Source organism: Aureimonas mangrovi (assembly GCF_014058705.1).
In the GTDB taxonomy this organism is placed as follows: Bacteria; Pseudomonadota; Alphaproteobacteria; order Rhizobiales; family Rhizobiaceae; genus Aureimonas; species Aureimonas mangrovi.
In genome coordinates this window covers 279,252-292,245 of sequence record NZ_CP059692.1, presented here as the reverse complement: position 1 = coordinate 292,245, position 12,994 = coordinate 279,252, and the positions used below count along the sequence as shown (strand labels likewise).

The window sequence follows — 12,994 nt, the reverse complement described above, 5'->3', positions numbered from 1 at the left end:
TCTCAGGGGAGGAGGTAATTCACGACGAACATGACCGCGAGGACGATGCAGGCGGCAAGGCCCGCGAGGCGCCCGATGCGCGTTCCCAGAACCTCGATCCGGTCGTTCGGGTCGGCGTCGGCCCCGGAGAAATGCGCCCTCGCGCCCGTCAGCATCTGCGCCGTGCCGGCGCCGATCTGCGGATCGGTCTCCTGGCGCAGGCGCCGCAGGATGGCGTCCGCCTCCCGCTGTCTTTCGTCGTCGTCGCGATGGCTCATGGTGCCGAAATCTGACCGAAAAGTCCGTGCAGGGCAACCGCTCGCAGGGCATCCCGGCTGTGGACACGGCCGGCTGTCGCACCAGTTTCGCGCCGGCAGGCGATATGCGGAAAAAGACAGGCGGCCGGGGATGGCCGCGCCGAGAGGGGAAGGCAGAACCGATGGCGACGACACCGGACAAAGCGCAGATCATCGAGACGGTCCTTCGCGAGGTGCCGGCCGGGGAGGCACGCGCCACGCTCGTGCCGCTGCTGCTCGCCCGTCCGCCCGCCGAAGACCTGTCCGCCATCACGCCCGCTGCGCTCGCCATCGCCGCCGGGCGTGCTGCCGAGGCGCTGTCGCGCCAGAAGCCGGGCGAGGCGGTCGTCGCGGTCGAAACGCCCGTGGGTTTCGCCAAGGGCGACGAGACGTTGCAGCTCGTGACCGTCGTCACCGACGACCGCGCCTTCCTGTTCGATTCGGTGATCGCCGAGATCGGCGAGACGATGCCCGAGGTGCATTACATCTCGCACCCGATCCTCGACGTCGTGCGCGGGGCGGACGGCGCGGTGAAGAGCTTCGCCGCCGCGCACGACACGGTGCCCGGCGCCAACGATCGCGTCAGCCTCATGCAGATCGCCACCGGCGTGCCGGCGGACCCGCAGGCCGGCGCGCGCCTCGCGGAACGGATCGAGGCGATCCTGCGTCAGATCGCGGCGGCCAACGATGATTTCTACGCGATGCGCGAGCGCACGGCACGCGCCGCCTTCCAGCTCCGGCGCCGTGCGGAGCGCGTCGATACGCAGGGCAACCGCGCCGAGGTCGAGGAGGCGGCCGCCTTTCTCGAATGGCTGACCTCGGACAATTTCATCTTCCTCGGCACGCGCGAATTCGCCTACGAGGAGGAGCCGGAAGGGCGCATCATGCGCCGCCGGCCGGGCTCCGAGCTCGGGATCCTGCGCGACCCGGAGGTGCGCGTCCTGCGCCGCGAGGGGGAGGACGAGGGCGCCAGCGCCGAGCGCCAGGCCTTTCTGGAAGCGCCCTCGCCGCTGATCGTCGCCAAGGCCAACGCCCGTTCGCGCGTCCACCGGCGCGTCTACATGGATTACATCGGCGTCAAGGAATACGACCGCGAAGGCCGGCTCTGTGGCGAGCTGCGCATCGCTGGCCTGTTCACGGCCGCCGCCTACACCCAGCCCGTCCTGTCGATCCCCTATCTGCGCCAGAAGGTGCAGCTCGTCACGATGCGCTTCGGTCTGCAGCCGAAATCGCATTCGGCCAAGGCGCTCGCCAACGCCCTCGAGACCTATTCGCGCGACGAGCTCTTCCAGATCGACGTCGATCTTCTCGAGCGTTTCGTCGGCATCGTCCTCGAACTCGGCGAGCGTCCGCGCGTGCGCGTCCTGCCGCGGGTCGATCCGTTCGACCGTTTCGTCTCGGTTCTCGTCTTCGTCCCGCGCGAGCGCTACGACCAGCGTCTTCGCGAGGAGATCGGCGTCCTCCTGACGCAGGCCTATGACGGCCACGTCTCGGCCTACTACCCCTCCTTCCCCGAGGGTCCGCTCGCACAGGTCCACTTCATCATCGGGCGCACGGGCGGGCCGACGCCGACGCCCGAGCCGGCCGAAATCGAGGCGCGCATCGTCGCCCTGTCCCGCTCCTGGGCGGACGCCTATGCCCGCGCCGTCGCGCGGGCCGGGCGCTCGAACGAGCTTCTGTCCCTCGCGCCCGGCCTGCCGCAGGGCTACCGCGAGGCCGTGGACCCCGCGGAGGCGGTGATCGACGGCGGGCGCATCCACGCTCTGTCGAAGGACGCGCCGCTGGAGGTTGATTTCTACCGCCGCGAGGGCGATCCAGCCGATCTCCTGCGCCTCAAGCTCTACGCCTATGGCGCCCCGCTCTCGCTCTCGACACGCGTTCCGATCCTGGAGAACATGGGCTTCTCGGTCGGCGCCGAGCGCACCTTCGAGATCGCCCGGCCGGACGGCAGCGCCGTCCACCTGCACGACATGGATCTCGCCCGTCAGGGCGGCGGCGACATCGCTCTTTCGGACGCCGGGGCGGCTCTGGAAGCGCTTTACGGGGCGGTCGGCGAGGGGCTGATCGAGAACGACGGCTTCAACGCGCTCGTCCTCCAGGCCGGGCTCACATGGCAGGAGGCGAATGTCCTGCGCGCCTACGGGCGCTATCTGCGCCAGACGGGGCTCGCCTTCACCGACGCCTTCCTCGCCGCCACGCTCCTGCGCCACCCCGCGCTCGCCCGCGCGCTGTTCGATCTCTTCGCCGCCGCCTTCGACCCGGACGCGGCGCGCGAGCCGGCGCCGCCCCGCTCCGAGGAGGGCGAGGAGGACCCGCTCACCGCCCGCGCCCGCGAGCGCGGCGCGAAGGCTTATCGCCTGACGGCGGAGATCCTTGCCGCGCTCGACGAGGTGGACAGTCTCGACGAGGACCGCGTGCTGCGCCGTTTCACGCAAGGCGTGCTGGCGACGCTGCGCACCAATTTCTACGCGCTGGGCGATCCGTCGGCCGAGGCCGAGTCGCGCCCCGGCGCCGTGACGCCCGCGCTTGCCTTCAAGTTCGATCCCCACGCGCTGGACGGCCTGCCGCAGCCTGTGCCCTTCCGCGAGATCTTCGTCTTCGACGCGCGTGTCGAAGGCGTCCATCTGCGCTTCGGGCGCGTCGCGCGCGGCGGCCTCCGCTGGTCGGACCGCAGCCAGGACTATCGCACCGAAGTGCTCGGCCTCGTGAAGGCGCAGCAGGTCAAGAACGCGGTGATCGTGCCGGTCGGCGCCAAGGGCGGCTTCTACCCGAAGCGCCTGCCGGACGCATCGCGCCGCGACGCCTGGTTCGAGGCCGGCCGCTCGGCCTATGTCGTCTTCATCGCTTCGCTCCTGTCGATCACCGACAATGCGGTCGGCGAGGAAACCGTCACGCCGCCCCGCGTCCTCGCTCATGACGGCCCGGACCCCTATTTCGTCGTCGCCGCCGACAAGGGCACGGCGACCTTCTCCGACACGGCCAACGCCATCGCGCAGGCCGAGGAGTTCTGGCTCGACGACGCCTTTGCCTCCGGCGGGTCGGCCGGTTACGACCACAAGGGCATGGGCATTACGGCGCGCGGCGCGTGGGAGGCGGTGAAACGCCACTTCCGCGAGATGGACCGCGACATTCAGGTCGAGCCCTTCACGGTCGCGGGCTGCGGAGACATGTCGGGCGACGTCTTCGGCAACGGCATGCTGCTGTCGCGCCAGACGAAGCTCGTCGCCGCCTTCGATCATCGCGACATCTTCATCGATCCCGATCCGGACCCGGCGTCCTCCTTCGCCGAGCGCGAGCGGCTCTTCGCCCTGCCGCGCTCCTCCTGGGCCGACTATGACAAGGCGCTTCTCTCGAAGGGCGGGCTGATCGTCTCCCGGCGCGAGAAGCGCGTGCGCCTGCCGGCGGAAGCGGCCGAAGCCATCGGCTGGGATCGCCGAGAGGGCACGCCTGCCGAGATCATCAATGCCATCCTGAAGGCGCCGGTGGACCTTCTCTGGTTCGGCGGCATCGGCACCTACATCCGTTCCAGCGCCGAATCGAACGCCGACGCGGGAGACCGCGCCAACGATTCGGTGCGCGTCACCGGCCGCGATCTGCGCGCCAAGGTGGTGGGTGAGGGTGCCAATCTCGGCGCCACGCAGCGCGGCCGCATCGAGTTCGCGCGGGCGGGCGGGCGCATCAACACGGACGCGATCGACAATTCGGCCGGCGTCAACACGTCGGACGTCGAGGTCAACATCAAGATCGCGCTGAAGGGCCCCATGAGCGATGGCCGCCTGCCGCGCGACGATCGCAACGCACTGCTCTCGAAGATGACCGGGGACGTCGCCGCGCTCGTCCTCGCCAACAACTACCAGCAGACGCTTGCCCTCTCGCTGGACGAAGACAATGGCGCAATGCGCCTGCCCGCCCAGGCCAGGCTGATGACGGTTCTGGAAGACCGCGGCGAACTCTCGCGGGAGGTGGAGACGCTGCCGTCCGACGCGGCCATCGCCGATCTGCGCGCGGCCGGGCGGGGGCTGACGCGCCCCGAACTCGCCGTCCTCCTCGCCTACGGCAAGATCGATCTCTTCGACCGCATCCTGGAAAGCGACCTACCGGACGATCCGTATCTGGGCGATCGGCTGCACGCCTATTTCCCTGATGCGATGCGGGCGGAGTTCGCCGGCGAGATCGACGGCCACCGCCTGCGCCGGGAGATCGTGGCCACGGCGCTCGCCAACGATTTCGTCAACCGCCTCGGTCCCGCCTTCGCGATCACCTTCGCCGATGCGGCGGGCGCGCTGCCCTCACGCTCCGTGCGCGCCTTCGTCGCCGCCTCGGACGGCCTCGGCACGGGCGCGCTCTATGCCGCGATCGACGCGTTGGACGGAACGATCACGAGTGTGGCGCAGTTCGCGCTCTATCGCGCCACCCGCAGCTTCCTGATGCAGACCACCGCCTGGGCCGTCCGCAACCTGCCGGCCGGCCAGTCGCTTTCGGAAGCGGTCGCCGAGCTTCGCGCGGCCTGCGAAGCGCTCCGGCCGCGTGTCCTCGAACTTTCCAGCGACCGCGCCCGCGAGGAATACGAGGCGCGCCTCGCCGAGCATGCCGGCGCCGGCGTTCCCGAAGCGGTGGCAAAGGAAGTCGCGCTCCTGCCGCTCCTCGCCCTCGTGCCGGACATCGTCGCCGTTTCACGTGAAACGGGGGCCAGTCGCGACCAGGCGCTTTCGGCCTATTTCGGCGTCACGCGGCATCTGCGGCTCGGCCGCGTCGAGGGCGCACTGCGCTCGCTGCGCCCTGCGGACTATTACGAGATGCTGGCGCTGGAGCGAGCCGGCGCGCAGCTCTCCACCGCACGCCGGGCGCTGACGGCGCAGGCTCTCGCGCAGGGCGGCACGGCACCGGCCGACGCCTGGGCAGAAGCCGGCGGCGAACCGTTGACGCGCCTGCGCGACCAGATGCTGCGCATGGCGGGCTCGGGGGAGACGTCGGTCGCGCGGCTCGGCCTCGCCGTCGGCCTGCTCCTCGACCTGTCGCGCGAAAATGGCGTAGTGTCCTGACGCGGGATTCGGGAGGATCAAATCCCGGCGCGGCCCGCCGCGCCGGAACCGAGCGGAACAGAGATGACAACGACCATGACGAGCGTTCCGGGCGGCAGGCCGTCGTCCGGGGCGCGTGCGGCGCTTGCCAGACCGGCCGTCTGGGGCTGGATCAGCTTCGACTTTGCCGCGCAGCCCTTCTTCACCGTCGTCATCACCTTCGTCTTCGGACCCTATTTCGTCTCGCAACTCGCACCGGACCCGGCCACCGGGCAGACCTGGTGGGCGGGCGCGGGCACCGTCTCGGCGCTCACCGTCGCGGTGCTTGCACCGATCCTCGGCGCCATCGCCGACGGCGCCGGGCCGCGCAAGCCTTTCATCGCTGCCTTCGCGCTGGTGAAGATCGCCGCGCTTTGCCTCCTTTGGACGGCCGCGCCCGGCTCCAGTCTCCTCGCAGCCGCGACCCTAGTGATCCTCGCGACGATCGCGGCCGAGCTGTCCATCGTCCTCAACGACGCGATGATCCCGCAGCTCGTGCCGAAGGAGGCCGTGGGCGTCGTCTCGAATGTCGCCTGGGGCATCGGCTATGTCGGCGGGCTGATCGCGCTGTTCGCGACGCTCTTCTTTCTCGCAGCCTCCCCCAGCACCGGCCTGACGGTCGCGGGTCTGCATCCGCTCTTCGACCTCGATCCGGCGACGGGTGAAGGCGCACGGGCCACCGGGCCGCTTTCGGCCTTGTGGTATCTCGTCTTCGTGCTGCCGATGTTCCTCCTCGTGCCGGACCGCGCGCCCCCGAGCCTGCCTGCGAGGGGCGCCGTGCGGCGCGGCTTCGACGAGTTCGCCGGCACGCTGCGCGAGCTGCGCGCGCGCCCGGCGCTGGCACGCTTCCTGATCGCGCGCCTTCTGTACCAGGACGGCGTCAACGGCGTCCTGCTTCTGGGCGGCGCCTTCGCGGCCGGGCTTTTCGGGTGGTCGATCACGGAGAGCGGCGTCTTCGGCATCATGCTCGTCCTCGCCGCCATCGTCGGCTGCGGCTTCGCGGGCGTGCTCGATCGCTACTGCGGCTCCAAGGCGGTGGTGATGGTTTCGATCGTCAGCCTGATCGTCGCGACGGTCGGCATCATCTCGACCACCACGACGTCCTCGCTCTTCGGGCTGCTGGACTTCACCGGCATGCAGAGCGCCGGCGGCTTCTTCGCAAGGCCGGCGGAGAAGGTGTACCTCCTCTTCGGCGGGCTGATCGGCATCGCCTTCGGCCCGGTCCAGGCCTCGTCACGTTCCTGGCTCGCCCAGTCGGTCGCGGTGGAAGAGGCCGGCCGCTGGTTCGGGCTCTACGCGCTCACCGGCCGCGTCACGTCATTTCTCGCGCCGCTGTCGGTCGCGGTCGTCACCGGTATCGCGGCCAGCCTCACGGGCCCGACCACCGCCTCGCGCATCGGCATGGCGGCGCTGATCGTGTTCCTGGTCGCGGGCTTCCTCGTCCTTCTCACCACGCGCGACCCGCGCCGCGGCGAGTGGGACAACGCCTCGCTCAGTGCCGGAAGTGACGCATCCCGGTCATGACCATGGCGACGCCCGCCTCGTCGGCGGCAGCGATCACCTCGTCGTCCCGCATCGAGCCGCCCGGCTGGATCACCGCCGTCGCGCCCGCCTCGATCGCCGAGAGCAGCCCGTCGGCGAAGGGGAAGAAGGCGTCCGACGCCACCACGCAGCCGCGCGTCAGCGGCTCGGAAAGCCCGGCCGCGCGCGCCGCGTCCTCGGCCTTGCGGGCCGCGATGCGGGCCGAATCGACGCGGCTCATCTGCCCGGCGCCGACGCCGACCGTCGCGCCGTCCTTCGCATAGACGATGGCGTTGGACTTCACGTGCTTGGCGACGGTGAAGGCGAAGCGAAGGTCGGCCATTTCCGCCGCGCTCGGCGCGCGCTTCGTCACGACCTTCAGCTCGCGTCCCTTCAGCGTGCCGTTGTCGCGCGACTGGACGAGAAGCCCGCCCGCAACGGACTTGATCATTTCGCCGGGCGCGGCCGGATCCGGCAGGCCGCCGGCGACGAGAAGCCGCAGGTTCTTCTTTGCCGCGACGATGGCGATCGCCTCCTCGTCGGCCTCGGGCGCGATGATCACCTCGGTGAAGACCTTCACGATCTCGGCGGCCGAGGCCGCGTCCAGCCGGCGGTTCAGCGCCACGATGCCGCCGAAGGCCGAGACGGGGTCGCAGGCGAGCGCCCGCGCATAGGCCTCGAGGATGCTGCCGCCGACCGCGACACCGCAGGGGTTGGCGTGCTTGATGATGGCGACGGCAGCCGCTTGCGCCGGGTCGAACTCGGCGACGAGCTCGTAGGCGGCGTCCGTGTCGTTGAGGTTGTTGTAGGAGAGTTCCTTGCCCTGCAGCTGGCGGGCCGTGGAGACGCCCGGCCGCGCCTCGCCCGTGCGGCGGAAGGACGCCGTCTGGTGCGGGTTCTCGCCGTAACGCAGCGTCGTCTCAGCGCCGGCGGTTTCGCCCGCGAACCAGCCGGCAACGGCCGTATCGTATCCGGCCGTCAGCGCGAAGGCCTTGGCGGCGAGGCGCCGGCGCAGCGCGAGATCGGTGCCGGAGGAGGCCCTCACCGCCTCGAGGATGGCCCCGTAATCGGCCGGGTCCGTCGCCACCGTCACATAGGCGTGGTTCTTGGCGCCGGCGCGGATCATCGCCGGGCCGCCGATATCGATGTTCTCGACGATCGCGGCGGCGTCCGCGCCCGAGGCGACGGTCTGCGCGAAGGGGTAGAGATTGACGACGAGGAGGTCGATGCCGGCGATGCCGTGCGTCTTCATCGCCTCGTCATGCGCGGGGTCGTTGCGGATCGACAGGAGGCCGCCGTGCACCATCGGGTGCAGCGTCTTCACGCGCCCGTCCATGATCTCGGGAAAGCCGGTCACGTCCGAGACGTCGGTGACGGTCAGCCCCTCGGCCTTCAGCGCCTTGGCCGTGCCGCCGGTGGACAGGAGCTCGACACCGGCCGCCGCCAGCCCGCGCGCCAGCTCAACCAGCCCGGTCTTGTCGAAGACCGACAGGAGCGCGCGCTGCATCGGGCGATGGTCGGGGGCGGGGGTGGTGTTGGCGGCAATGGCCATGGGCGGGGCTCTCCGGAGGTGCGTCGCGCGCTCCATAGAGCATCGGCGCCGTCACCGGAACCCGTCAGGGCGCCCGTTCGGATGCGGGCTCTTCGCCCTGCGTCCGGCGTTCGAGATCGTCGAGCGTATTCGGCAACACGCCGACGGCCCGGTTCATCCCGCAGGCGGAGAGCGCCAGAAGCGCGGCGAGGCAGAGGATCGTGATGCGCATGGAGCCGAGGTGGGGTGCGAAGCCCCGCCCGTCAACGCTGGCGCTCGAAGCGCCAGTTCGCCTCGCTCACCCCCGGCGCCATCTCGGCGACGATCTGCGTCGTCGCGCGCGGGCCGGAGGGGTCGGAGAAGAGGATCGAATCCTCCAGATGCGCCGGCTGATCGCAGAAGAACCACCAGATCTCCCCGCCACCCGCAAGGCGGATTCCGCGCCCCGCCTGCTCCACCACGACGTCCGGGTGGAGGTGGAAGCGCACCACCGCGCCGTCCTTCGGCTCCTGGCAGCGGCTGCGGTTCGCGGCCCGGTGCAGCCGGTCCGTGCCCTCGATCGCCATGCCGCCTTCCGCAAGGAGAATCTCGCGCTCATGGACGAGGCCGAAGCTCGCGCGGTAGCCGTCATGGGCAGCGAAGAGGCGCTGGCCCTCGGCCGTGTCCTCGCGCGTGGAAGGCACGCGCGTCGGTCCCGCCACGAGTGGCCCGCCGAGGAAGCGGTCGAGCGCACGCGATCGGGCAAAGCGCGAGGAGGACGTGTCGGCGAGGGTGAGGGTCGAATGGGCGGCCGTCATGCGCGCCATGCGGCGCAGCGCGTCCGAACGCGCGCGGGGCGCGCCGCAATTGACGACGAAGCGCTGGTGCCCGGAGGAGAACTCGAAGGCCAGCGTGCCGGCGTGGGCTTCGCCGGAGACCGGCGTCGGCGGCGCTAGGCCGGTATCAGCGATCAGCACGGTGCTGCCCTGCGAAAGGCGCTGGTAGCCGGACTGGCGCATATGGCCCATCGGCTCGCCCAGCGTTTCGTCGTAGCGCACGAGCGCGGCCAGAAGCGGCAGCGGCACGGAGGCCGCGCCGTTGAAGAGCGCGGTGCCGCCATCGGCGTGCAGGAAGAAGCGCAGGGAGGGCAGCATCCGATCGACGGCGGCGAAGAGGCCGCGCGGCACCGGCTGGTTGCGCGCTGCAAAGAGCTGGCGCAGCGGCAGAAGATAGCGCAGCAGCGTCGCGATCGCCTGCGGGTTGCGCGAGACATGGCCGCCATCGGCGAAGATCTGCCGGTCGAGCTCGGCCGAAAGATGCCCACCCGCGAGGCGGATCTGCCCACCTCCGCCCGGCAGGCAGAGGGCGGCGTAGGCGAGCGCGATGCGCACCAGAAGGCGCGGCACGCCGTCGCTCGTCTCGGGCGCGACGCGCCGCAGGAGCCGCGCCTCGCGCGCCATGTGGTCGAGGAAGCGCCGCCGGAACGGCCCTTCCGCGCGCGCCAGCACCACGGGCGAATGGCAAAGGAACGCGATCAGCCGGCGCGCGGCGATCTCCGGGCGCGCGGCCAGCGCAGGCCGGCGCGAGCGCTTCAGCGAGAGATAATCGTCGACGAGCGCGCGGGCGTTCTCGCAGGCGAGCGCGTCTTCCACCTCGGACAGATCGCGCAGCCATTCGAAGGAGAACAGCGCCTCGCGCCAGGCGACGGGCGCGTTCACGTGCTCGAAGGGCGATGCACCGGCGAGTTCCAGGCGATGGCCGGCGAAGTCGAAGACGCCGCAATAGATCGCCTCGGCCCCGGCCGGGCGGCTGCGTTCGAGGTCGCGCGGCAGGACGGCGAGGCGATCGGCCTCGCCGGCGCGGCGATGCAGGAGGGCGGTGAGCGAATGGGTGCGCAGGCCGTGGCGCGCACGGCGCCACGCTTCCTTCAGCATCAGTCCCGCAAGCCGCGGATCATCGATGAGTTCGGCCGCCATACCGACACCTTTCGCCCCTCGCGCGGCATCGGGCCGGTGCCCGAGCGCGCGTCATGCCCGAGGACGAACTTTCGACGATCGAGGTAAACGCTTCGCTAAGATCGCGTGACGGCGCGCGTCGTTTCGCGTCAGCCGGCGCGGCGCAGGCGGGCGGCGTAGAACCCGTCGAGGCCCTGTGCGATGGCGGCCTCCCCGAGGCTCATCGCGGGCGTGGTGCGCACGTCGCCGGCCGGCGTCAATGCCGCCTCCAGCCCCGGCAGCTCTTCGGCGCGCACCGCCTCGCGGACGAAATCGGCATGAGCCTCGAGAAACGCGCCGACCACCGCCTCGCCCTCCTCGGGGTCGAGCGAGCAGTTGGAGAAGACGAGGAGCCCGCCCGGCTTCACGAAGGCAGCGGCGCTTTCCAGAAGCCCAGCCTGTACGCCGGCGAGCTTGCCGATCTCGGCCGCATCCTTTGTGTAGGCGACGTCCGGGTGGCGACGGATCGTTCCCGTGGAGGAGCAGGGCGCGTCGAGAAGGACTCCGTCGAACCCGTCGCCCGGCTCCAGTGCGCGGATGTCGCCGACGCGTGTCTCGACGTCGAGCTTGAGCCGCGTGAAATTCTCGTTCAGCCGCTTCATGCGGTTGGCGGAGATGTCGAAGGCCGTCACCTGCGCCCCGGCGCTCGCGAGCTGCGCCGTCTTGCCGCCGGGTGCCGCGCACAGGTCGGCGATGCGAAGGCCCGAAACCTCGCCGAACAGCCGTGCGGGGATCGCGGCGGCCGCGTCCTGCACCCACCATTCGCCGTCCGTAAAGCCCGGCAACTCGCCGATCGCGCCTTCGGGGTTCTCGAGACGGACGGTGCGCGGCAGGACGAGCGTGCCGCGCAGGCGCCCGGCCCAGCCCTCTCCGTCACTCCTTATCGTGATATCGATCGGCGCGGGCGTGCGATGGATCGCGGCGATCCGGCGCGTCGCTTCCTCGCCATAAGCCGCCGCCAGTCGCGCGGCGAGCCAGTCCGGCAGATCGATCATCGGGTCGTCGAAACGGGCGAGGAACGCGTCCTTTTCACGCGCGATGCGCCGCAGGACCGCGTTGGTCAGTCCCGAAAAGCGGGCGCTGCGCGGATCCGCGCCGGCCAGTTCCACCGCCGTGTCGACGGCAGCCGAATCCGGCACGTCGAGGAAGAGAATCTGCGCCGCGCCCACATGCAGGAGCGCGCGAAGCGAGGCGGCCTGCTTCGGCAGCGGGCGCTCAAGGCAGGCGGAAAGAATCGCCTCGATCGTGCCGCGGCGGCGCAGCGCCGCCATCAGAATCGCCTTGACGAGCGCCTGATCGCGGGCCTCCAGCTTGCGGAATTCGGGGTGCCCGCCCGTGCGGTCGGTCAGCCCGTCGAGCGAGGTGCGCGCATCGGTGACGGCCGAGAGAAGCCTTGCGGCAACCGCCCGTGCCGCGACGCCCGGCGCCCTTGGAGCGGCCGTCTTCGGGGTGGGGGCCGGCTGGCTGCGCCGGCCGGCGGGGCGCTTGGTCCTGGGCCCCTTCGGGCTCGTCTCGCTCAACCCCAGGGCCCGCGTCCGCCGCGCGACGACGGACCGCCACTGCCGCGACCGCCTCGGCCGCCCGTCCACGATCCGCGCTCGCTCGTGTGGCGAAGGCCGGCGCCGAAGGCGCTGTCGCGCGCGACGGACGGACCGCCATGCCCGCCGCCCATCTCGGCGGCGAAAGCCTGCAGCGCGGCAATGCGGTTGCCGGTGTCGGGGTGGGTGGAGAAGAGATTGTCCATCCGCTGCCCGTTCAGCGGATTGATGATGAACATGTGCGCCGTCGCCGGATTGCGTTCGGCATCGACGTTCACCGTACGCCCTGCCGCCGCCGAAATCTTCGCCAGCGCCGAGGCAAGCCATATCGGGTTGCCGCAGATCTCCGCGCCGCGCCGGTCGGCGGAATATTCGCGCGTGCGGCTGATCGCCATCTGCACGATCATCGCCGCGAGCGGAGCGACGATCATCGCCAGAAGCACGCCGATGATGCCGAGCGGGTTGCGGTTGTCGCCGCTGTTGCCGCCGAAGAAGAAGGCGAAGTTGCCAAGCATCGAGATGGCGCCGGCGAGCGTCGCGGTGATCGTCATGATCAGCGTGTCGCGGTTCTGGATATGCGCGAGTTCGTGCGCCATCACGCCCGCCACCTCTTCCGGCGTGAGGCGCTGGAGCAGCCCCGTCGTCGCGGCCACCGCCGCGTTCTGCGGGTTGCGGCCTGTCGCGAAGGCGTTCGGCTGGTCGTTCTGGATGATGAAGACCTTGGGCATCGGCAGGCCTGCGTTCTGCGCCAGCCCCTGCACCATGCGGTAGTAGTCGGGCGCCGTGCGCTCGTCCACTTCGTGCGCATGGTGCATGCGCAGCACCATCTTGTCGGCGTTCCAGTAGGAGAAGAGATTCATGCCGGCGGCAATGACGAAGGCGATCATCATGCCCTGGCTGCCGCCGATCAGAAAACCGACGCCCATGAAAAGGACTGTCATGAAGGCAATGAGCATCGCAGTCTTGACGGTGTTCATGGGCCTTGGACATCTCCGCTTGCGTGCGACGCCCTGAAGAGCGATCTGACGGCTATGATCTGGTGCGCGGGCGCGTCTTCTTCAACGTGAGCGCCCGCTCCGCCGCAAGAGGAAAATCA

The 12,994-nt window shown here is 70.5% G+C and carries 8 protein-coding genes; 2 read left to right on the top strand and 6 right to left on the bottom strand.

The features are described from left to right. Positions 1-2: 2 nt before the first annotated feature. The gene (locus tag H1343_RS01360) at positions 3-257 is read right to left on the bottom strand and encodes a hypothetical protein (protein ID WP_185984212.1); all 255 of its coding nucleotides are present in this window, start codon (positions 255-257) and stop codon (positions 3-5) included. Positions 258-418: 161 nt separating this feature from the next. Here H1343_RS01360 and H1343_RS01355 point away from each other — a divergent pair, with 161 nt between their 5' ends. Beyond that, positions 419-5,317: an NAD-glutamate dehydrogenase gene (locus H1343_RS01355; RefSeq protein WP_185984211.1), complete on the top strand. Its 4,899-nt coding sequence runs from the start codon at positions 419-421 to the stop codon at positions 5,315-5,317. A gap of 63 nt (positions 5,318-5,380) precedes the next feature. Continuing rightward, entirely contained in the window at positions 5,381-6,859 is a 1,479-nt protein-coding gene (locus tag H1343_RS01350) for an MFS transporter (protein WP_246333189.1), read from the top strand. Here the strand turns inward: H1343_RS01350 and purH are convergent. The 5 genes from purH to htpX all read right to left on the bottom strand — a co-directional run bounded on the left by purH (position 6,828) and on the right by htpX (position 12,875). Then, positions 6,828-8,408, bottom strand: a complete 1,581-nt coding sequence (gene purH, locus H1343_RS01345) for a bifunctional phosphoribosylaminoimidazolecarboxamide formyltransferase/IMP cyclohydrolase (RefSeq protein ID WP_185984210.1) — start codon at positions 8,406-8,408, stop codon at positions 6,828-6,830. The genes H1343_RS01350 and purH overlap by 32 nt on opposite strands. 64 nt (positions 8,409-8,472) lie before the next feature. Next, complete coding sequence (locus H1343_RS01340; protein ID WP_185984209.1) at positions 8,473-8,619, bottom strand: hypothetical protein; 147 nt, start codon at positions 8,617-8,619, stop codon at positions 8,473-8,475. Positions 8,620-8,650: 31 nt separating this feature from the next. Then, positions 8,651-10,342, bottom strand: a complete 1,692-nt coding sequence (locus H1343_RS01335; RefSeq protein ID WP_185984208.1) for a heparinase II/III family protein — start codon at positions 10,340-10,342, stop codon at positions 8,651-8,653. Between the two features lie 128 nt (positions 10,343-10,470). Beyond that, positions 10,471-11,880: an RsmB/NOP family class I SAM-dependent RNA methyltransferase gene (locus tag H1343_RS01330; RefSeq protein WP_246333188.1), complete on the bottom strand. Its 1,410-nt coding sequence runs from the start codon at positions 11,878-11,880 to the stop codon at positions 10,471-10,473. Further along, positions 11,877-12,875 (bottom strand): zinc metalloprotease HtpX, encoded by a 999-nt coding sequence (htpX, locus tag H1343_RS01325; RefSeq protein WP_185984207.1) that lies wholly within the window; start codon positions 12,873-12,875, stop codon positions 11,877-11,879. Before htpX ends, H1343_RS01330 begins: the two co-directional genes overlap by 4 nt. Positions 12,876-12,994: the final 119 nt, after the last annotated feature.